The 22308-nt window shown below is 56.6% G+C and carries 16 protein-coding genes; 4 read left to right on the top strand and 12 right to left on the bottom strand.

Annotation, left to right across the window (positions count from 1 at the left end):
* Positions 1-11: 11 nt before the first annotated feature.
* The 5 genes from LRR79_RS11830 to ppsA all read right to left on the bottom strand — a co-directional run bounded on the left by LRR79_RS11830 (position 12) and on the right by ppsA (position 7466).
* Positions 12-2243, bottom strand: coding sequence for an acyl-CoA dehydrogenase (locus LRR79_RS11830; protein WP_231757410.1), 2232 nt, complete (start codon positions 2241-2243; stop codon positions 12-14).
* A 151-nt stretch (positions 2244-2394) separates the two neighbouring features.
* Positions 2395-3165 carry a DMT family transporter gene (locus LRR79_RS11835; protein ID WP_231757411.1) on the bottom strand — a complete coding sequence of 257 codons (771 nt, stop codon included), beginning with the start codon at positions 3163-3165 and terminating at the stop codon, positions 2395-2397.
* A 73-nt stretch (positions 3166-3238) separates the two neighbouring features.
* Positions 3239-3727, bottom strand: coding sequence for a ribonuclease E activity regulator RraA (gene rraA, locus LRR79_RS11840; protein ID WP_231757412.1), 489 nt, complete (start codon positions 3725-3727; stop codon positions 3239-3241).
* A 234-nt stretch (positions 3728-3961) separates the two neighbouring features.
* Positions 3962-4651, bottom strand: a complete 690-nt coding sequence (locus tag LRR79_RS11845; protein WP_231757413.1) for a L,D-transpeptidase — start codon at positions 4649-4651, stop codon at positions 3962-3964.
* A gap of 436 nt (positions 4652-5087) precedes the next feature.
* Positions 5088-7466: a phosphoenolpyruvate synthase gene (gene ppsA / locus LRR79_RS11850; protein WP_231757414.1), complete on the bottom strand. Its 2379-nt coding sequence runs from the start codon at positions 7464-7466 to the stop codon at positions 5088-5090.
* A 272-nt stretch (positions 7467-7738) separates the two neighbouring features.
* On the opposite strand from ppsA, the gene ppsR reads away from it, so the two are divergent.
* From ppsR to LRR79_RS11865, 3 genes are all read left to right on the top strand, one after another.
* Positions 7739-8608: a posphoenolpyruvate synthetase regulatory kinase/phosphorylase PpsR gene (ppsR, locus tag LRR79_RS11855; protein ID WP_231757415.1), complete on the top strand. Its 870-nt coding sequence runs from the start codon at positions 7739-7741 to the stop codon at positions 8606-8608.
* A gap of 149 nt (positions 8609-8757) precedes the next feature.
* Positions 8758-10113, top strand: coding sequence for an aminodeoxychorismate synthase component I (gene pabB / locus LRR79_RS11860; RefSeq protein ID WP_231757416.1), 1356 nt, complete (start codon positions 8758-8760; stop codon positions 10111-10113).
* Between the two features lie 185 nt (positions 10114-10298).
* Complete coding sequence (locus LRR79_RS11865) at positions 10299-10574, top strand: hypothetical protein (RefSeq protein ID WP_231757417.1); 276 nt, start codon at positions 10299-10301, stop codon at positions 10572-10574.
* A 117-nt stretch (positions 10575-10691) separates the two neighbouring features.
* On the opposite strand, the gene cysB is transcribed toward LRR79_RS11865, so the two are convergent.
* The 5 genes from cysB to LRR79_RS11890 form a co-directional block, all read right to left on the bottom strand.
* A complete protein-coding gene (cysB, locus tag LRR79_RS11870) occupies positions 10692-11666 on the bottom strand; it encodes an HTH-type transcriptional regulator CysB (RefSeq protein ID WP_231757418.1) in 975 nt (324 codons plus the stop codon).
* Positions 11667-11913: 247 nt separating this feature from the next.
* Positions 11914-12819: a 5'-nucleotidase gene (locus LRR79_RS11875; RefSeq protein WP_231757419.1), complete on the bottom strand. Its 906-nt coding sequence runs from the start codon at positions 12817-12819 to the stop codon at positions 11914-11916.
* Positions 12820-12828: 9 nt separating this feature from the next.
* On the bottom strand, positions 12829-13509 hold the full coding sequence (locus tag LRR79_RS11880; RefSeq protein WP_231757420.1) for a TetR/AcrR family transcriptional regulator: 681 nt from the start codon (positions 13507-13509) through the stop codon (positions 12829-12831).
* Between the two features lie 115 nt (positions 13510-13624).
* The gene (locus tag LRR79_RS11885; protein ID WP_231757421.1) at positions 13625-15991 is read right to left on the bottom strand and encodes a TonB-dependent receptor; all 2367 of its coding nucleotides are present in this window, start codon (positions 15989-15991) and stop codon (positions 13625-13627) included.
* A 209-nt stretch (positions 15992-16200) separates the two neighbouring features.
* The gene (locus LRR79_RS11890) at positions 16201-17508 is read right to left on the bottom strand and encodes an NAD(P)/FAD-dependent oxidoreductase (RefSeq protein ID WP_231757422.1); all 1308 of its coding nucleotides are present in this window, start codon (positions 17506-17508) and stop codon (positions 16201-16203) included.
* 208 nt (positions 17509-17716) lie between these two features.
* Here LRR79_RS11890 and LRR79_RS11895 point away from each other — a divergent pair, with 208 nt between their 5' ends.
* The gene (locus tag LRR79_RS11895) at positions 17717-19051 is read left to right on the top strand and encodes a glutamine synthetase family protein (RefSeq protein ID WP_231757423.1); all 1335 of its coding nucleotides are present in this window, start codon (positions 17717-17719) and stop codon (positions 19049-19051) included.
* Positions 19052-19098: 47 nt separating this feature from the next.
* On the opposite strand, the gene LRR79_RS11900 is transcribed toward LRR79_RS11895, so the two are convergent.
* Both LRR79_RS11900 and LRR79_RS11905 read right to left on the bottom strand, forming a co-directional pair.
* On the bottom strand, positions 19099-20403 hold the full coding sequence (locus LRR79_RS11900) for an IS4 family transposase (protein WP_407665248.1): 1305 nt from the start codon (positions 20401-20403) through the stop codon (positions 19099-19101).
* A 149-nt stretch (positions 20404-20552) separates the two neighbouring features.
* Positions 20553-22211: an alanine/glycine:cation symporter family protein gene (locus LRR79_RS11905; protein WP_231757425.1), complete on the bottom strand. Its 1659-nt coding sequence runs from the start codon at positions 22209-22211 to the stop codon at positions 20553-20555.
* Positions 22212-22308 lie beyond the last annotated feature (97 nt).

Consider the following 22308-nt stretch of genomic DNA (forward strand, 5'->3'; position numbering starts at 1 on the left):
CCTCACATTCGTCAGTCAGTTGCGGTTTGCTCGCCGAGAGATTCGAAGTGGTCGACCTGAATCGCCTTGTCTACGGCCTCCGCGGTCTGCTTGATCTGGGTCGATTCTTCATCGCTGATTACGCCTTTGCTGCGGGCCTCTTCCACGGCCTCGACACTCAATGAGCGAATACCGGCTTTTTTCATTTTCTCGCGTATGGCCGCCGTCTCGTGGCTCTTCAGGAACGCCTGTTCGACCACATCCACACCGTCCCCGGGATTGCCGAGAAAAACGCCCTGGGTAAGGCGGTCGCGGGTTTCGGAGGGCGCCATGATCAGATTGGCGCAGGCTCGGGCCTGGCGGTCGGACGCGGCGCGAATACTGTGCCCCCAGGGCATGGTCAGAAAATGCATCAGGTGACCGATAAAGCGCACAGGGAAGTTATGGAACACCTCAAGCAGGCTGACTTCAATATTGTGAAATCCTGAACGCATGGCGAACTCCAGCAGCGGCCGGTCTTGTTCGGGGCTGCCATCATCGTGGAAACGCTTGAGTGTGCAGCTCATCAGGTAAAGCTCACTCAACACATCGCCCAGCCGTGCGGAAATCATTTCTTTGCGCTTGAGTTCACCACCGAGAGACATCAGGGAAATTTCAGTAACCAGGGTAAGTACCGCAGAGTACCGGTTCATCTGGCGATAGTACTTGGCAGCATCCCCTACGCCCTTGGGACTGCTGGCAAACAAACCGCCGGTCCACCCATGGAACATGGCACGGCCCAGGGTTTTTAACTGGAACAGAAGGTGTTTCGGCAGCAGCGCATCGAGTTCTTTTACCCCGGACTCGCTGTCGGGATTGGTGGCGGCTTCCATTTCCTGCAACAGGTAGGGATGGCAGCGAATCGCGCCCTGCCCGAAAATCATCAGGCTGCGGGTCAGGATATTCGCGCCTTCCACGGTAATGGCCACCGGTACTGCACGGTAAACGTTCCCAAGGTAATTTGACGGCCCGTCGATGATCGCCTTGCCGGCATGGATGTCCATGGCGTCGTTGATGGACTGCCGCAATCCGTTGGTGGCGTGAGCTTTCATAATCGCCGAAACCACTGCCGGCTTACGCCCCTGATCCAGTGCACGAGTGGTGGTCTTGTGAGCGGAGTCCAGGACGTAGGCGATACCGGCGATCTCCGCGAGGCGGCGCTGTACGCCCTCGAATTTCCCGATAGAAATACCGAACTGCTCGCGGATATGCGCATAGGCGCCAGTGGTTCGGGCCGCCAACTGCGCACCGCCGGTCGACAACGACGGCAGCGAAATACCCCGCCCCGCCGCCAACGCACTCATCAGCATATGCCAGCCATGACCGATATTTTCCTGGCCGCCGATAATCCAGTCCATGGGGATAAAGACGTCTTTACCCCAGTTAGGCCCGTTCATAAATGCCTGCATCGCCGGCAAATGGCGTTGGCCAATAGTGACCCCTTCGGTGTCCGTGGGGACCAGCGCGACGGTAATTCCGAGCGCTTCCTCGTCCCCGAGGATGTGCTCCGGATCATACAGTTTGAATGCGAGCCCGAGCACCGTGGCCACCGGGCCGAGAGTAATGTAGCGTTTGTGCCAGTTGACCCGCATCCCGAGGGTTTTCTCGCCCTTGTATTCGCCGTAACAGACAACCCCACGATCAACCATCGACGCCGCGTCAGAGCCGGCTTCGGGGCTCGTCAGACCAAAACAGGGAATATCCCGCCCGTCCGCCAGGCGCGGTAAATAGTGCTGCTTCTGTTCATCGGTGCCGTGGGCCATCAGCAGCTCCCCCGGACCGAGGGAGTTGGGCACCATCACAGTGACACCGACACTGGTGCTGCGCGTGGAAATCTTAGTGACTATTTGCGCGTGCGCTGTGGGAGAAAAGCCCAGGCCGCCGTATTCCTCGGGGATAATGATGCCAAAGAAGCGGTTTTTCTTCAGAAATTCCCAGATCTCCGGAGAGATATCGTGATCTTCGTAGGAAATCTGCCAATCGTCGATCATCTTGCAGAGCTCTTCCACAGGACCATCAATAAACGCCTGCTCCGCATCGGTTAAGGTGGGCGGGCCCATATCGAGTAGCTGTTCCCAGTCTGGCTTACCCGACAGTAGCTCAGCATCCCACCAGACTTCGCCCGCCTCCATCGCGGCACGTTCCGTATCGGAAATGGGCGGAAGAACCTTTTTGATCCATTTCAATAATGGTGCAGTGATCCACTTCTGACGCAGGGTGCTCATTACTTATCCTTGTCGAAATTTTGCTTGCAGTACCAATTGAATGGCGGCGGAAAGCAACAGATTCAATAGCTGTGGCGCATGTGTTACCTGCTGCAGTTACCTACAACGGCTGCCTGCAACTATAGGCAATCAATGACGAGTATGGTGAGTTTCAGGCAATTGCCAGAGTGCCAATGCCACAGAAAATGATCAATGCGGCAAACACACGCCGGAGAGAAAACCGCTCATTCAGCAGGAAGACCGAGATCAGTGAAGCAAACAGGATACTGACCTCTCTGGTTGCTGCCACCGCGGCCACCGGCATCATGGAGGTCGCCCACAGCGCAATACCAAAGCCGCTCGTGGCGAGAACACCGGAGAGAGAGCTGCGCCACAGATTTGCGCGGGCAAAGGCCAGGCCTTTCAGTGGGCGTGTCAACAGCACGGCCAGAATGATGCCCCCGCCCGAAAGGATTTCGAGCCAGGCAACATAACTCAGGGGGTTGCCGACACTTCGGACCCCTGCCGCGCCGAGTGTGGTGTAACCAGTGATGGCGACACCCGTTCCCACCGAATACAGAATGCCCAGACGGCTGACCCGAAGCTCTTTCATGATGAGGGCGAAAATACCGCAGGTCACCAAAAGTATGCCTGTCAGTTGCAACGGCTGTAGCGACTCATCGAGAAAAAGCAGTGCGGCGGTCGCCACCATCAGCGGTGTCACCCCGCGCGCGATCGGATAGGCGGTGCCATAGTCCAGAGCCCGGTAGGATCGTGAAAGTAGAAAGAAATACAGGTATTGAAAACAGGCACCGCCGATTAAAAATCCCAGCGCCTTCTCTCCAGGCAATGGAAGCTGGGTGGCCAGCACAGCGCCTACCAGCAGGCCAACACTGCGGATCATCGCCAGCTGTAGGAAGCCTTCTTCACTGTGTTTGACCACCGCATTCCAGACGGCATGAGCAAGCGCAGACAATAGGACCAGCGCAAAAAGAGCAGTTTCTGATATTTCCAAATTACATAAGCGGTTGGGGAGAAACTATCACACCGTTATTGTCGGCGTACAAATACTCTCCAGGTTTAAAGGTGACGCCGCCGAAAGTCACCGCAATATCCCGTTCCCCGATTCCTTTTTTCTCGGTTTTCATTGGGTGGCTTCCCAGCGCCTGTACACCTAACTCTAGACCAGAAATCACGTCCACATCGCGGATACACCCGTACATCAGAATACCAGCCCATCCGTCTTCCGCGGCTTTTTCCGCCAGCATGTCACCCAGGCAGGCCCTGCGCATGGAGCCGCCGGCGTCCACCACCAATACCCGTCCCGCCCCCTCTTCTGCCACCCGCTCGCGCACCAGCGAGTTGTCTTCGAAGCACTTGATGGTGGCTATGGCCCCGCCAAACGCCTCCCGGCCGCCGTAATTGATAAACATCGGCTCGACCACCTGAACCAGTTCAGGGTGGGCATCGCAGAGATCTGGGGTTGAAAGCACTTTCTCAGTCATGGTGGGCTCCGACGGTTGCGTGTGACATTTGCCCCCGTAGTCACGGACTTCTTCAGCAAGCACCCGGGGGCGAACCTGGAATCATAGCCTGTCACCATCGCCAGAACAGCACACAAACAAAAATGCCGGGTATTACCGCAATGGATAATACCCGGCGCACAGGGCCCGCAGGTTATCGAGCGGAGATGTCAATGGACACGGGCTCGACGGCGGATTCCCGAATAAATTTCAGTCTCAGTAGCTCACGGTCACCGGCATACCCACCCGTGAATACTGGTAAAATTTGCGTGCCATGTGCGGCGGCATACGCACACAACCGTGTGAGGCGGGATAACGGGGAACATGACCGGACGCATGCAGACCCACGCCACCGTTAAAGCGGATATAGTGATTCATTTTCGCACCGCGGTAATAGGTACCCGCGGGACGGCGATGCTTGCGCGTATCCACGTCCGCTTTTACAACACGACCGGTATTGCGATCTACATAGCTGCCGTAAATACTGGAGCGGTGATTCGGCCGTTTGGCGAGCACGCGGAATTTACCGGGACTGGTGCGAAAACCCTGCTTGCCCGAAGATATCAGCGATACACCCACCAACTTGTTACCCTTGTAGAAATACGCTTTCTGCTCACTGAGGTTGATGCGGATTGACGGTGCCCCGGAGGAGCTCATCGCAGCCTGGTCATCAAACCAGTTACCACTGTTTCGTGCTTCCGCAAACGTTGGCCACAGACTGCCAACCAGGGCACCGGTCACCAGCATCAGCGTCGCCACGAAGCCGCGCGAGAGGCCGACGATATCCGACACGGCGGTACCTGCATGAACGGCCACATCCCCCCCGGAATGCTCTAGCGTGTATTGCCCGTCTTGCGCGCGGCTGGAATGCTTTTCATTGGGAGAGAACAGGAAACGTCTAAGCATGATGGCACCTCGGTCAGTACTTCGATAGAAGGTTTTCTGTGCAAATAACAGCAATCAATACTCCCGCACTGCAGCGATTGGTTCGCGGACATTCCACGGAAGCTTGTTCGATTTTATTGACCCTAAAGCCCGTGCTTAGATTGATTTAATAGGGGTTTTTGAGGTTTTATGGGATTTGGCAATGCACATAGGCTGATGGAAATGCACTGACAAGACCGGGGGTACTGAATCGCCGCAGTCGGTGTCACCGGATGTCGCGCTCAGGTGGAAATTTTTCCTAACTGTATTGAAAAAAAAAGCGACCGATTTGGTCGCTTTTTGGTGAACGGCGCTACTTACAGCCGCGAATACTGATCGGTAGCCCCGTTAGAGCCCTAAAAAGGCCCGCTATTGCGCGTTTTCAACGCGCCGTAAGGACCGCTCAGGCCCCAATGCCCTACTCGCCCTGATCCGCGTTGCGCTGGTTGGCGAGATAGAGCCAGGTGTCCACCGCGGTATCCGGGTTCAACGACACACTGTCAATCCCTTCGTCCATCAGCCACTGCGCAAAGTCTTTGTGGTCCGACGGACCCTGTCCGCAGATACCGACATATTTACCGGCTTTTTTGCACGCCTGAATGGCCCGCGACAGCAGCATTTTCACCGCCGGGTCCCGCTCGTCGAACAACTCCGCGACCAGGCCTGAATCGCGGTCGAGCCCCAGGGTCAGCTGAGTCAGATCGTTGGAACCGATGGAGAAGCCATCAAAATACTGCAGAAAATCTTCGGCCAGCAGTGCATTGGATGGCAGTTCGCACATCATGATGATCTTGAGGCCATTCTCACCGCGTTTGAGTCCATTGTCCTCGAGCAGCGCGACAACTTCCCGTGCTTCATCCGGGGTCCGCACGAAGGGCACCATGATTTCCACGTTGGTCAGCCCCATTTCATCGCGTACTTTCTTCAGCGCCTTGCACTCCAGGGCGAAGCAGTGGCGGAAGTCTTTGGAGCGATAACGCGCGGCACCGCGGAACCCGAGCATCGGGTTTTCTTCGCTGGGCTCGTACATCTGCCCCCCCAGCAGGTGCGCATACTCATTGGACTTGAAGTCCGACAGACGCACAATGGTGCGGTTTGGGGCAAAGGCTGCAGCCAGGGTGGAAATGCCTTCCACCAGTTTTTCGACGATGAAATCTTCCGGTGAGGCATAGCCACCGATTCGATTGCGGATATTCTGCTGTAAATCCTGTGGCAGGCGCTCCAGTTCCAGCAGTGCTTTCGGGTGAATCCCGATCATGCGGTTCAGAATAAATTCCAGACGCGCCAGTCCAACCCCCTGATTGGGGAGATTGCTGAACGCGAATGCACGATCGGGGTTACCCACGTTGAGCATGATCTTGAACGGCAGATCCGGCATATCCGCAACTTCAGTCAGGGAGCGCTCGAAATCCAGCTGGCCGGACATCACGAAGCCGGTATCACCTTCTGCACAGGTAACAGTGACCGGGGTGCCCGTCGACAATGTCGATGTTGCATCACCACAGCCTACAACGGCGGGAATGCCCAACTCTCGGGCAATAATGGCCGCATGACAGGTGCGTCCGCCACGATTTGTGACGATCGCACTGGCCTTTTTCAGCACTGGCTCCCAATCCGGGTCGGTCATATCGGTCACCAGAACGTCGCCGTCCTGCATCTTGGCCATATCTTCCACGGAGTCGAGCACACGTACCGGACCGGCCCCGATCCGCTGACCAATGGCACGCCCCTCGCAGAGAATGTCGCCGCGCTCCTGCAGCTTGTAGCGTTCAATGCTGGTACCAGTATCCCGGGAACGCACAGTCTCCGGGCGCGCCTGGACGATAAACAGCTCGCCGGAATCACCGTCTTTGGCCCATTCGATATCCATCGGGCGCTGGTAGTGCGCCTCGATCTTACGCGCCTGATTGGCGAGCTCGGTAAGCTCTTCATCCGTGAGCGCAAAGCGCAGGCGGTCCTCGTCCGCCACCTGTACGGTTTTGACCGAGCGGCCGCACTCACCGCTGGCATCGTAGATCATTTTGATCGCTTTACTGCCGCGATTGCGTCGCAGTATGGCGGGACGCTTCGCCTCCAGGGCGGGCTTGTACAGGTAAAATTCGTCCGGATTCACTGCCCCCTGCACGACGGTTTCACCAAGGCCATAGGCGGCGGTGATAAAGATGACGTCGCGAAAGCCACTCTCGGTATCCAGTGTGAACATCACGCCAGAAGCACCGGTCTCACTGCGGACCATATGCTGGATACCGGCGGACAGATAGACACCGACATCCGCGTAACCGGTGTGTACCCGGTAGGCAATAGCGCGATCATTGTAGAGGGATGCAAAAACCTCCCGCACCGCCTGCAATACCGCATCGATACCGCGAATATTGAGAAAGGTTTCCTGCTGGCCGGCGAAAGAGGCATCCGGCAGGTCTTCTGCGGTGGCCGATGAGCGCACGGCAACCGCCGTTTCCCCGCCACCGAGTGCTTCATAACCCGCGCGAATTTCTTTTTCCAGCTGCTCCGGAAAAGGTGTGTTGAGCAGCCACTGGCGGATCTCTTCGCCAGCCGCAGCCAGCGCCGCAACATCCTCGACATCGAGGTTCTGCAAGCGATCGGCGATTCGGGTATCCAGGCCTGCAGAGGTCAGGAATTCACGAAAAGCTTCGGCCGTGGTGGCAAAGCCACCAGGGACGCTGACGCCGGCACCCGACAGGGACGAGATCATCTCGCCCAGGGATGCGTTCTTACCGCCGACCTTGTCGACGTCCGCCATGCCCAGCTTCGCGAACTCGATAGTGTAAGTGGTCAATGGATTGCCCTCTGCAACTGCTGTGTTGAGCGCAGATTATAAGGAAGGGTTTTGTAAATAATACCCCGCAAATCTCGGCGAAAATGACGGTTTTCTGTTGTAATTTTTCTACAAAATCACGAAATCGACTACATGAGCCGGCAACCGTGACACCACCGGCTCATACCGAGGAAAACATCCCCCTAGTGCGATTGAAAGACTACGTTTATCGCAAACTTTGGTATCTTTCCGCAAACGGCATCGAAGCCCCTGTGACCAGCAAGTGACAACTTATGAATGAACCCAACAATACGAGCACGTCTTCCGCACTGTCGGATAAAACCAGAAAACGCACCGCGTTTTTTATCTCGGACGGTACCGGGCTTACGGTTGAGGGTATCGGACACAGCCTGCTGGCGCAGTTTCCCGATCAGCAGGTGGAGCAGCTCACTGTGCCCTACGTCGATTCCGAGGCGCGGATTCAGCAGGTTTTACAACGTATTGAACGGGCCGCCCAGGAGTCCGGTTTACAGCCCATTATCATCACCAGCATCGTTTCCGATCATATCCGCGGATTGTTGCACCAAAGCTCGGCGCTGATGCTCGATGTGTTCGAAAGCTATCTTGCGCCACTGGCCAGTCTGTTCGGGTCAGACCCCAACCGGTCGGTGGGTGTTTCTCACGGTATTGCCGATAACAGCCGCTATACAGCACGCATCGACGCCGTACATTTCGCTATGGATAACGACGATGGCCGTCGTACCCGTGAGTTTGAGAGTGCCGACATCATTCTGGTGGGCGTCTCCCGCTCCGGCAAAACCCCAACCTGCCTCTATCTCGCGCTGCAGTTTGGATTGCGCGCGGCCAATTACCCCATTACCGAAGAGGACATGGATTCCACGGCACTGCCGAAAATCCTGCGGCCATTCCAGCACAAGCTGTTCGGCCTCACTATTGATCCGCGGCGTCTGATGAGCATCCGCCAGGAGCGCCGCGCCAACAGTCGCTACGCGTCCCCGGAGCAGTGCGAGTTTGAAGTGCGCCAGGTAGAACAAATGCTGCGCCGCGCCCAGATCCCCTTTCTCGACGCTACCGAGCTTTCCGTTGAAGAACTTGCCACACGACTGATGTCCCAGGCCGGTATCGAACGCAGAATCAGCTAAATTTTCTGCATGGCGGCTGTAAATCCACCAATTGTCCGCGCCCGATAGAGTGTACCCACGGGTTCATTGGGCTAACCGCGCAATTTGGAGTAAAGTAGCGCCGCCTCAGGGCACCCTGAATCGCCCACCGCGTTCAGGGTGATCATTCCGTGCGAAGTTTGGTTGACGTTTTGCAGATCATTTCCCTGCCCTATTCCCGCAATATCGGCGCGGCGTTTACCGCACTGGCCGACCTCCCGTGCCCGGTCTGGCTGGACTCGGGGCTCGCGGGTGCCCGCGGCGGGCGATTTGACATCATTAGTGCGGACCCGCTGTCGACCCTGGTACTCTCCCCTGGTGATACCACCCCCTTTGCCGATCTCGACGATCTCATGTGCGAGCTCGCGCCCCAGGAGGTGGATCAGCAAATTCCTTTCTGTGGCGGTGCTATCGGTTACGCCGGATATGAACTGGGTACTGCGGGGAACTTTCTCCCACCGGATCTCCGGCCCACGCCATTGCCCGCAGGCTATTTTGGTCTCTATAGCTGGGCACTGATCGCGGACCATCAACTCTGCAGCACCCACCTGGTGTTCCACCCCGCCTGCACTGACAGTCAGAAGCGGGATCTGCGTCAACGTTTCGCATGTGTCGCCTGGGAGTCACCGACCACAGGTTCCGAGCGGTTTCAGTTGATGGGAACGTTTCAGCACGAGTTCACCGCAGAGGAATATGCGCAGCGTATCGCCCGTATTCTGGAGTACATCAAGGCGGGGGATATCTATCAGGCCAATTTTACCCAGCGATTCCTCGCTGCCTACGAAGGCAACCCACTGACCGCCTATCTGGCATTGCGGGAGGTGGCCGCCGGGCCATTTTCCGCGTTTCTATCGCTCCCTGAGGGAGCCCTTCTCAGCCTGTCGCCAGAGCGATTCATCCTGCAGGATGGGCGTTTCCTGCAAACGGAGCCGATCAAGGGGACCATGCCGCGAGATACCGACACCGTCCGCGATGCAGCGTCCGCCAGACAACTGCAGGAAAGCCGCAAGGACCGCGCGGAAAATCTGATGATCGTGGATCTGCTGCGCAATGATCTGGGCAAAGTCTGTCAGCGTGGCAGTGTGCGTGTGCCCAATCTGTTTGAGCTACAGAGTTTTGCAAATGTACACCACCTGGTAAGCACCATAACCGGTCAGCTGCCGGACTCGCTCGAATACGCCGATGTACTGCAGGCCTGCTTCCCGGGAGGATCGATTACCGGCGCGCCCAAGCGTCGCGCCATGGAAATAATCCGGCAGCTCGAGCTGAGTCCCCGTGGCGTCTATTGCGGGAGTATCGGGTATCTGAGCAGCTGCGGTCGCGCAGATACCAATATTGCGATCCGGACCCTGACCGCGAGCAATGGTGAAATCAGTTGTGCCGCAGGCGGCGGTATCGTCGTAGACTCTGATCCCCACGCCGAACACCGGGAGTGTCTGGACAAAGTGCGCATCCTACTGGCGACACTCGAATCCCGCTTTGGCTGACCCCGTGAATCTGACGTGAAGGGCGAGCGGTGATTGCGAAGTTATATCACTATCGCCCTTCGGTATTTCCCTGCCTGTCGTTTCCTTGCTAGATTCCGCGCCAATCACTGGTATTCCCCGAATTGCCTTCAGGTCTGGCACACCGTGCCTGCCTGATTACGGCTGACATCATAAGGTTTTATTCCATGCGAATTACCCTGGTAAAGAAGATCCTCGCCGATGGCTCCCCATGCGGTAAATGTCGGGACGTTGAAGAGAAGCTGAAAGAAAACGATCAGGAAAAATATCTGGACGAAACACTGATTGCCGACGAGCGCGACCCCGAGAGCCCCGGTATGCAGCTGGCGCAACGCCTGAACGTCCAGCGCGCCCCGTTTTTTGTCGTCGAGGAAGATGGCAAAGAGCCGGAGGTTTATACGGTGTACTTCAAGTTTGCCAAGGAAGTGCTCAAAAACCTGTAGTGTATACAGTGTGGTAGAGCTTAAGGCTAAGCGGGTGACGGCGGGTGCATGCTTGCCCCGTCAGCGCTGCCGACACCGATGTTATAAAGGACGAATTGGAAGCCGGCCGCCGTCAAATCAATACACCGGCAGATCGATATGGGAAAAGAGCTCATCCACTTCCGCGCGAGAGGAAGCCTGGGCCGCCTGATCGATCAGTTCACGGGTAAGATGCGGGGCAAACTGCTGAATAAATTCATACATGAAGCCGCGCAGAAAAATCCCCTTCCGGAATCCAATTTTCGTAACGCTGGATTCGAACAGCTCACTCGCATCCAACGCCACCAGATCGCTGTCCTCATCTTCCACCGCCGCCATATCGGCCACAATGCCGATACCCAGCCCAAGACGCACGTATGTCTTGATTACGTCCGCATCCGCCGCGGTAAATACGACCTTGGGTGACAACCCCTTTTCCAGAAAGGCCTCGTCCAGCTTTGAACGCCCGGTAAAACCAAACACGTAAGTGACGATCGGGTACCTGGCGACGTCTTCCAGCGTCAGCTTGGAGACTTGCGCAAGCTCATGGCCTTTGGGAACGAGAATGCAGCGGTTCCAGCGGTAAACCGGCATCATCACCAGATCACTGAACAGCTCGAGCGCCTCGGTGGCAATAGCGAAATCCGCGGTGCCGTCGGCGGCCATTTCCGAGATCTGCATCGGAGTTCCCTGATGCATGTGCAGGGAGACTTCCGGGTAGCGGGCGATAAAACCCTTGATAACGGTAGGAAGCGCGTAGCGCGCCTGGGTGTGCGTAGTCGCGATGGAGAGGCTTCCGCGTTTGTCGTTACTGAACTCCTGCGCCACTTGCTTGATATTTTCCACCTTGCGCATGATTTCGCCGGCGGTTTTAAGAATGGCTTCACCGGCCGGTGTCACACGAGTGAGATGTTTGCCACTGCGGGCAAAAATCTCGACACCCAGCTCGTCTTCCAGCAGACGGATCTGCTTGCTGATCCCCGGCTGCGAGGTAAACAGGCTCTGTGCGGTGGCCGAGACATTGAGGTCGTGGTGGGCCACCTCCCAGATATATCGCAACTGCTGCAGCTTCATAGCCTCTCCCTGTCCGTGGCCGGCAAATGTACAAATGACCAGATCGATCATTTTTGCGCCAGCGATTGGTTATAAAAACTCTGCGACTTTATGCGGGAAAAGCATAGCAGCGAAAGTTACAGCGAGCCAACAGAACGTGATAAGAGCGCAGCAAATGCGAGCAAATCGTTACGAAAAGTGACTCAACCTGGTGAGAAATGTGCCACTTTTCGAAATTTGGCGGGAATATATTCCGCGGGCGTTGGCGCTACTTCGCCTGATTGGCAATACCGTGAGGTACGTGACCGGTAGCGACATGGGCAGCAGCCGAAGCGCAGTGGGTGGGCTGGTCATCAAAAAATACGTCGGCCCCAAATGCGCGCAGAAACTCCCCTTTGGGCAGCCCACCGAGGAACATGGATTCATCAATACGGATATTCCAGGCGCGCAGGGTGCGAATCACACGCTCGTGTGCCGGTGCCGAGCGGGCGGTAACCAGCGCCGTGCGAATCGGGCAGTTTTCCGGTGAAAACTCCCCCTGCAGGTGTTGCAGCGCCTCCAGAAAACCCTTGAAGGGACCACCCTGCAGGGGTTTCTTTGCCGACGCGCGCTCGGCGCTGGCAAACGCGGCCAGACCATCCCGCTTGAAGATCTGCTCCGCTTCGTCGGAAAACAAAACGGCATCTCCGTCGAAGGCAAAACGCAGCACTTCATCGCCCCGCTGGCGCGCACCACCGGGGATCAGGGTTGCGGCGGCAATGCCCTGCTCCAACGCGCGGCGCACATCCTCGCCATCGGTGGACAGGAACAGGTGGCACCCGAAAGGCGCGATATACCGGTACGGGCTGCCCCCGTTGCAAAAAGCTGCGCGGCTGATACTCAGCCCGTAGTGTTCAATCGAGTTGAATACCCGCAGGCCGGTATCTGCACTGTTGCGAGACAGAAGAATCACCTCTACCCGAGGCTCACCGGGAAGGCGTTCGTTGATCTGCAGAAATTTCTCCACCAGAGAAAAGGCTTCGCCCTTGGGTAGGATGTCGTTTTCACGCTCGATCTGGTACGCGGAAAAAGCATCGACCCCCTGCTCTTCAAAGATCTGATGGCTCTCCCGCAGATCGAATAATGCACGGGAGGAGATCGCGATAATCAGCTTGTTGGGTTTTGCATTTTTCATGAAGCCACCTCAGGGTGCCTCTACATCGTCCAGTCCCGACGGTGTTTCATCGTTGCGGTGGGCCTCGAGCAACACCGTCAGCATGTTGAGAAGATCTTCCCGGGTACGCGCCGCGCGCACCTCCGCCTGATTGACCACAACCAGCAACATCGCGTGGCAGGTTTCCAGGGTGGCCCGGGCCAACCGGTTGGATTCATTGGGCGGACAGGTAAAGCCGAGACGGCGGAACATGTCCACCAGGTGGCTGATAACCAGCTCATCATGGCGCTTGTCCAGCTCGTGAAGCTCGGGCACGCCCCACATCGCCTGCACCAGAGGCAGCAGTCCCCGCTGTTCACGGTATACCGACACCCAGCGGGTGAGCAGATCGTCGAGAAATTCCCGCAGGCTGAGCCTCTCCAGGTCACTGGCCGCCAGTTCGTCCAGACGCTCGGTAAGGCTCGCCAGCCACTGCTCGCCCATGGCGTAGAGAATGGCGTGCTTGTTGGGGAAATAGTGGTAAACCGACCCGACAGAAACGCCGAGTTCTTTGGCGATCAGGATCGTGGTGAGATCGTTCAGCCCCACCCGCTCGAGGAGTTGTCCGGTGGTATCCAGGATCTGGCGGGCCCGTTCCCGTGCCCGTGCCTGTACCGGCTCCCGTCGCGGCGACAACTGGTTTTTGCGGCGATTCTGTTCTGCGCTCGACACTTCCGAATTCCCTACTGGTGAACATCCTTTTTAACACAATTGGGGCGACGGCTCATTAAAAAAGGCCGGCATTGCTGCCGGCCTTCCGCTCCATCCTGTGAGATGAATAAATCGCTCAGAAACGGTAATCGAGATCGATTCCGACAACCCGCCCACGGGACGGATCGGTCTTGGTGGCCGGAAGGTTGTACAGCGCCTCTGCGTAGCCCCAGTGGTAGTACTCTTCCCCTGTCACATTCTCGGCATAAACGCCGGCTGTCCAGCTTTCATCCGGGGAAGTCAGGGCCACACGCAAGTTCAGCAGATTGCGCGCTGCCAGCTTCACCGCTTCGGTGTTTTCCAGCTCGGACCACTGCTCGCCGGTGTAAGTGTATTCCCCGGAGTACGACAGTTCGCCAAAACCGGTGGCCTGGGTGTAGGTGAGCACGGAGGCCGACGAGAACTTCGGTGAGAAAGCCATCTCATTGCCATTACAACCATCGCACAGTGCTTCCGGCGCACCGCTGAACTCGGTATCCAACAGTGCTGCCCCGAAGTACAGATCCAGGTTATCGGTGATCAGCCAGCGCGCATCCACTTCCAGACCGCGACCTTCGGATTCACCCACATTGCGGGTAATTGCTGCCGCCCCCACCCAGAATGCCTGTTGCATGTCGTCATAGGTGTACTGGAACGCGGCCGCATTCAGGGCCAGGCGATTATCCAGCAAGCGGGCCTTGAGGCCGAGCTCGTAGGACAGTACGGTTTCTTCATCGAACGTGCTCGGCTCGGCGTTGCCCGCATTCACCTCGTAACCCTGCTCATCCAGCCAGGCATACTGACTGTCCTCATCTTCGCCGTATGCCGGGTCGGCAATGTGGTATGACAGATAGTCAAAACCACCGGACTTGTAGCCGGTTGCAACACTGGCGTAGGTGGTCAATTCATCGTTAATCACGTGGGTCAGGGTTGCACGACCCGATACGTTGCTCCAGGTATTGTCTCCGGTAATACCGTTCTCGTCGGTGTACATGGCCTGGTAATTCCAGCCGCCGGTCCAGGTGTCCGGCCAGGGAGATACAACCTCGTAGGTCTTCTGGTCTTCGGTGTAACGTACACCCAGACCCAGCGTGGTGGCCTCACTGAGGTCAAACGTTGTATTGGCGAACACCCCCCAGCCCTTGTAATCCCCCCGTGTTTCGGCGGCTTCAATCGACAGTTTGTCTGGGGCGTACTCCCAGGGGTCCCCTTCGAAGCCAAAGGCTTCGTCGAGCACGTCCTGGGGAAGCTGGTCGCAGGTTACGAAACTGTCGAGCCCTTCTTCCCATTCATCGGCATAAATTCCGTCACAGAGGAAGTCTTCATGGTCGATACCGGCAAAGTCTGCATCGACTTCTTCCTGATAGTAAGACGCGCCCAGCACATAGTTGAAGGGACCGCTGCTGTTGGAGGCAATGCGGAATTCCTGACTGAAAAAGTCGCCGGACTGTTCGCGGGTATAGAGGTCGATTGGCTGCGGGGTGCCGTCGAAGTCCTCACGGTAGGAGTAGCTGTGTGACTTGTAGCCGGTGATCGCGGTAACCGTGTTGCCCCCGGCAAGCTCGTGCTCGACAGTCAGCACCAGGTCCGCAATTTCAGACTGGTCAAGCCCCTTCTCGTCGTTGTAAACCTGATCGTAATCCCCTTGTGGAAGCTCGTAATTGAAATCGGCACCACTGGCGAAAGCGCGATAAATCGTTCCGTCGCTTTCGCGATCTTCGTACTGTGCCATGAGGGTCACGGTGGTGGCATCGGCGGCGTCGTATACCGCGGTGAAACGGGCAGCGTTCACCTCGCTGGCCCCAAGGTCGTTACCCGTGGTGCGGTTTTCGACATGGCCGTCTTCCGAGAAGTGTTTACCGGAAATACGCACCGCCAGCGCTTCACTGACCGGCATGTCGACACCGCCTTCCAGCTCGGTACGACCGTACTGGCCAGCGCCTATGGAGATATCCCCGGCAAACACGTCACCGGGCTTCCGGGATACCATCGAGATGGCGCCGGACGCAGTATTGCGGCCGAAGAGCGTACCCTGTGGCCCCTTGATCACTTCCACGCGCTCGAGGTCGTACATGCTCGGTGTGGCGCCGGTGCGGCTCTGGTAGACGCCGTCCAGGAAAATGCCCAGCGCCGGGTCACTGCCACTGCCAAAACTGTTGTTATTGACACCGCGCACAGATACCGCATCGAAAAAAGAATCGTTGGTCTCGCCGGAAACGCCGGGGGTCAGCGCAAACAGATCCTTGAAATCGTTCAAGTTGCTCTTTTTTACCGTATCACCGGTGAATGCAGTTACCGCTGCGGGTACGTCTTTCAGAGATTCGGCACGCATCTGTGCAGTGACAGTGACCTCTTCGATCTCCGCGGCGAGCGCGCCACTACCTATGCTGAAAATCACGGCACCGATTGTGGATGCCAGCGTGCATTTGCTGGCCATAAACGAACGGTCTGAAAGCGTCATCATAATTCCCCGTAGGTTATTTTTATCGGGTGTGTGCCCATTGATACCGCTTGGGACGGACCCAGTCATCAAACTGTCTTATCTGTTATTCCACAAACCGAATCATTATTCAACTTTATTTTGAGCGCTTGAAAAGTACCAGACACACGGCCTGCGTAGCCCCGGTTTAGCGGGACCGCAGGAAAACCCGCGACGGGTCGACCGCGAGATCCCTATCGGCCCAGCTTGTCCAGCAAGCTGTAATAGACCATGCCTGCCACCAGCCCTGGCCAGCGCAGCAGTGTGCCGCCCGGGAAGCTCGGGGTTGGAATCTGCGCCAATATGTCAAACCTCTCCTCGCTACCCGCAATCACTTCTGCGAGCACTTTCCCTGCGAACGTGGCCGTGGGAACACCGTGCCCGGAATAGCCCTGGCTGTAATAGACGTTGGGCTCCAGGCGCCCGACGCTGGGCATGCGGTTCATGGTGATGGCCAGGGTGCCACCCCAGCCGTAATCGATTCGCGTCTCGGCGAGTTGCGGATAGACTTCCAGCATGTACTTCCGGACAAACCCGGGAATGTCCTTGGGAAAACGCGAAGAATAGTTTTCACCACCGCCAAAAATCAGCCGGTTGTCGCCGGACAATTTCCAGTAGTTGATCACGAACAGTGTGTCTTGCAGCGCGTGATCGTTCGCAATCAATTCCCGTGCCAGTTTGTCGCCCAAAGGCTCTGTCGCCAACACAAAATTATTGATGGGCATGATACGCCCCGCCATGCGGGGCTCGAGCTTGCCCAGGTAGCCATTGCAGGCGAGTAGGATATTTCCCGCGCTCACCCGCCCTTTCGCCGTCGACACAACACAGGGGCTACCACCGGTGTAGCCGGTAACGCGACTGTGCTCGAAAAATAAAACACCGGCCTTGCGCGCCGCATCCGCGAGGCCGAGGGCGAAATTGAGTGGATGCAGATGCAGGGATCCCGCATCAATCTGCCCACCGTAAAAGCGCTCAGATCCTACCAGGCTGGCGACCTCATCCCTTTCTGCATAGCGGATATCTTGATACCCGTAGCGCTGATTCAGCAGTTCGACCTCCTGTTTCAGCGCGGCATCGTGACTCGGCTTGGCCGCAAGGTGCATGATGCCCCGTTTCAGGTCACACTGAATGCCGTGCCTGTCAATCAGCTGCTCCACAAGCCGCACGGCTTCCAGGCTCATATCCCAGAGAACTTTGGCCGTATCCCGGCCCAGCATCTTCTCCAGTTCTTCCTGCCCCTTGCGCTGGCCGACCCCCACGTGGCCGCCATTGCGGCCGGAGGCCCCCCACCCCACGCGCTCGGCCTCGAGAACCACCACCCGGTAGCCTCGTTCGGCCAGGTGCAGTGCGGAAGACAGGCCGGTATAGCCTGCACCGATAACGCACACGTCCGCGGAGATCTCACCTTCCAGGGCAGGATACTCCAGGGTCGGGTTTGCGCTGGCGGCGTAATAGGAATCGGTATGGCCGGGCAACTGGGTAATGGTTCCGCTAGCGGACATCAGGTTTCTCCAAAATCATTCTCGCCAAAACCGAATCATCATTCGGTTTTTCTTGAATAATAATTCGGTTTCTTGCCATAATCAAAGACCGGATGAAAATAATGCGGTACGCCGGAATTCCTGTTTCGCCAGCCGTGGAGATTTAAACTACTGTTTGGCGAAGTCGGCACGATAATCAAATACAAGCCTTCCAATCTCAAGGTGTAACATGGACAAGATAACCCAGTGGCTCGCGGAACATTCGATCTCTGAAGTCGAGTGCCTGGTACCGGACATGTCCGGCAACGCACGGGGCAAATTCACCCCGACCGACAAATTCCTGACCGAAGACAGTCGTCTGCCAGAGAGCATTCTGGTTCAGACGGTAACCGGCGACTATGTCGACGAACACAACGAGCTGGTGGACCCGGCGGATACCGATATGTTGTTGGTGCCCGATCCGGATTCCATTCGCCTCAATCCCTGGGCCAATGAGCCCACTGCACAGATCATTCACGACTGTTACACCCGCGATGGCAAACCTCACCCCATCAGCACCCGCAATATTCTGAAGTTCGTGCTGGACAAATATGCTGAACAGGGATGGCAGCCGGTCGTCGCACCGGAAGTGGAATTTTACCTGGTCAAGCGCAATCTCGATCCGGACGAAAAACTCTCCGCCCCCGTGGGGCGTTCAGGCCGAACGGAGAAAACCCGTCAGTCCTACAGTATTGATGCGGCCAATGAATACGAACCCATCATTGAGGATATGTACGATTTCTGTGAAGCCCAGGGTCTGGATGTCGATACCCTGATTCACGAATCCGGTACCGCGCAGATGGAAATCAACTTCCTCCACGGCGACCCCCTCAAACTCGCAGATCAGGTATTTACCTTCAAGCGCACCGTCAGGGAAACCGCACTGCGCCACGGCATTTACGCCACCTTTATGGCCAAACCAATGGAAGATGAACCCGGCAGTGCGCTGCATCTGCACCAGAGTATCGTGGACAGCGAAACCGGGAAAAACATATTCGTAAACGACGACGGCTCCGAGAATGAACGCTTTATGCACTTCATTGGGGGCATGCAAAAATATACGCCGGGATTTATTACTTTCTTTGCACCGAATGTAAATTCCTACCGTCGCTTCACGCCGGAGATGGCAGCTCCCACCAGCCTGCACTGGGGCTATGACAATCGCACGACCGGGCTGCGTGTTCCTGACAGTTCGCCACAGGCGAAGCGACTGGAAAATCGCTTTCCGGGTGCCGACTGCAACCCGTATCTGGCCATCGCCACCTCTCTGGCCTGCGGCTATCTGGGCATGATGAATAAGGTTACACCCAGTGAACCCTACACCGGTGACTGCTCCTCAGAGCCCATCACCCTGCCCCGCACTCAGGAACACGCGCTCAGCCTGCTGGCCGAGTGCCCGGAAGCCGTCGAAATGTTCGGCGATACTTTCGTTCGCGCCTGGGCGGCCATCAAGCGGGACGAGTACGAAGAATTCAACCGCGTCATCAGCTCCTGGGAGCGCGAATACCTGCTGCTGAACGTCTGATGCGCTGAGCTCCCCCAAAAAAAACCCGGCAATTGCCGTAATGCTGTTCACTTAAGCGGAGCGGCACGACGATTCACCGGATAGCGGGTTTTGCTGATCTTTACCGTCCTCGGCCTAGAAGGCCGAGGACGGTCCTCTAAAAACAGGTTCCCAATCCCCGCCCTAAGCTCCGATAAGCGCGCTCCAGTCCTTGATAATGGCTGAGCCGCGGCCATGACAATCAGCTGCGCAGCAATATACTGGCATGCGAACTTAAAGCGTATCCTGGCTGGGTTTCCCCCGTGAGCGACCGCTGCCTGGCTTGCCTCTCGACGTATCACGTTGTACGCCAACAGTAGCCCCCACACTTCCTGATAAACCAGTTCCACGGTCTTGCTACGTAGGGTGACGGCGTTGTGCTGCATGGAACTTTTGATGTCACGGAAGCCGATTTCGATTTCCCAGCGCTCTTGGTAGAGCTTCGCGACGGCTTTAGTGCCGTAAGTATCTGCCGGTAGCGAGGTAAATAGCGTTTTGTTTTTGCCATTATGCTTGTAGCTCACTGCTCGAACTTCCCAGTACTCGGGAAGGGCCGGATTGCGCTTCCGAGCCTGGGGGGAGACCTTCATTCGCAGTAGTCGATCATTTTTGTTGTAGACCTCCACTGTCTCACTGACCAGGCCTTTGCGCTCGGGGATCAGCCAGTGGCGTTGCGTGTTCTGATCCGCCCACCGCAGCAAAAGGTCTGCACTCCAAAAACCCTTATCAAACAGGGTTACGGAGGCTTCCGGCACCTGATTCATAAACTCATCGGCCAGGCGTATTTCGCTGCGTCGGTAAGGGCTTAGCTCTGCATTCAGAAGTACATGTGAACGTACGTTCATTAGAGCAACCAGGCGCATAAGAGGGTACGGAGTTTGCCGGTTTGTGCTCGTGTTACCGGAGCCAAAATGATCTCGCAGCTCAGGAGTATCTTGAGTGCGCAACAGCGCGCCATCGACAGCGAGAACTTGCAATCCTCGCCATTCATCTTCGGGGTAACGCTCATGTCCCCAGTGCACCCCGGTACGTTGAAATAGCCACTGAACGGGGTTAGCACCAAGACGCTGTCGCGCCTTTGATACCCCGCTTGGCGCCAACAGGCTATCGTTCGCGAGCCCCTGAGCACAGATATTGAGCCTGCGGGCAACTTCTGAGACCGGTTCATTCCTGAACAGGGCCATGCCCAGCACGAGCCAGAGTACCTGATCGGCGGGAAGTCGACGGCGGCGAATAGTGGCTTGCGAGGATAACTGCAGAGCGGAATCCACCCATTCAACGGGAATGTTCTGGGTGAAGGTACTCAGGTCACAGAAGGACTGGAGGGCATCAATATCGAAGAGAGACTGCTGAAGAGACACAAAAAAATCCGGTTTCCTGATCTGGAAACCGGATTTTCCGGGGCCCCACCTTAGGCTGCAATGCTTAAGTGAACAGCATTACGGCAATTGCCGGGTTTTTTTTGGGCTGTTTGTTAACACCGCTACTTGTGGTTGGGATCTTTCCAGTAGTCCTTAACGGTGTCTTTCATTTCCCTGGCGAGAATCGAAATACCAAACAGGTTGGGCAATGTCATCAATACGATTGCCACCGCTGACAGATTCCAGATGATCGTCGTATCCTCGATCGCCGCCCAGAAAAAGGCCACCACGTACACCAACCGGTAGGGCATGACCGCCTTGGGGCCGAACAGATAGATCATCGAGCGGTCGCCATAGTACGACCAGGCAATTGCCGTCGAGAAGGCAAACAGCAGAATACCCAGGGTAACAATGTAACTTCCGTACTCACCGAAGAAGCCTTTCTGGAAGGCCCGGTTGGTCAGCGCCACCGAGTGCAATAGTGAATTACCCCAGACATCGACATTCGGGTTTACCAGGCGACCGTTGTTGACATTGAGCACACCGGAGAAGTTGTCGCTGCCCACCCGGAACTCCACGTCTTCCGCGACGGAGCGGGAATTCAGCACGGTAAACTCATCTTTGTTCAGTGGCAGACCGTCGGCGACCACGATGGTGCCGGTGTAGGATTTCACATCGCTACTCTGGTTACTGAGGAACCCGAACAGCTGCTTTACGTCCGCCTCGTCTTTATCGGAATAGGTCCCGGCGACCACCATCATATCGGCACGTTCAAAGCGGTTCATATGCTTTTCGGTCCAGACCCCGGAAGACAGGATTACCAGACCAGTGAGCGTACAGATGATCAGTGTATCAATGAAAGGCTCCAGCAGAGACACCATACCTTCAGACACCGGCTCATCCGCCCGTGCCGCGGCGTGCGCAATCGGCGCCGACCCCTGCCCGGCTTCGTTGGAGAAGAGGCCGCGGTTTACGCCGCGGTTAAAGGCGTAGGCGAAGCTCGCACCGAGGAAACCACCCATCGCGGCGCTGCCGTTAAAGGCGCCGGCGAAAACCGCCGAGAAAGAGGGAATGATGTTTTGATAGTTGTACAGGATGACCGCCAGTGCACCAACGATATACAGCACCGCCATCACCGGTACGATCGTTGAGGTCACCTTGGCAATGCGGGTAATACCGCCAATAATTACCAGGCCCAGCAGAATCGCCAGAACACCACCCGTCAGCATTTTACTCAGGCCGAAGGTGTCGTACATGGCCTGGGCGATATTGTTAACCTGCGGCAGGCTGCCGGTACCGAAAGAGCTGATCACTGTGGCAATCGCAAAGATCACCGCCAGCCACTTCATATTCAGCCTGCGCTCCATGTAAAACATGGGGCCACCAGCGTAGTAACCATCGGCTGCCTTGATCCGGTACTTGTGAGACAGTGTTACCTCGACGAACTTTGTCGTCATACCAAGGAATGCCGTTACCCACATCCAGAATAAAGCCGCAGGACCACCCAGGAAAATAGCCAGACCCACACCGCCGATATTACCGGTACCTACGGTGCCCGACAGCGCCGTGGACAATGCCTGGAAATGGGAGGTATCCCCGGGATCTCCGGGTTTATCGTATTTACCGCGTACGATTTTGATCGCGTGGCCGAAGTAACGGATCTGAGGGAAGCCCAGATACAGCGTAAAGAAAAAGCCGACCCCTAACAGAACCCACGGAAACCAGGCCGCTGAACCCAGCAACCCATCCAGGGTAAGCAACAACTGATTGAATGATTCCAAATCAACCCCCACAGCTCTTATTTTTTGATTGAAAAATAGTCAGCAATGCGCGCGACGTGGCGTTCGCCGACACAGATTCGGACAGTGTTCGATGTGG

This window comes from Microbulbifer elongatus, from assembly GCF_021165935.1.
Taxonomy (GTDB): Bacteria; Pseudomonadota; Gammaproteobacteria; order Pseudomonadales; family Cellvibrionaceae; genus Microbulbifer; species Microbulbifer elongatus.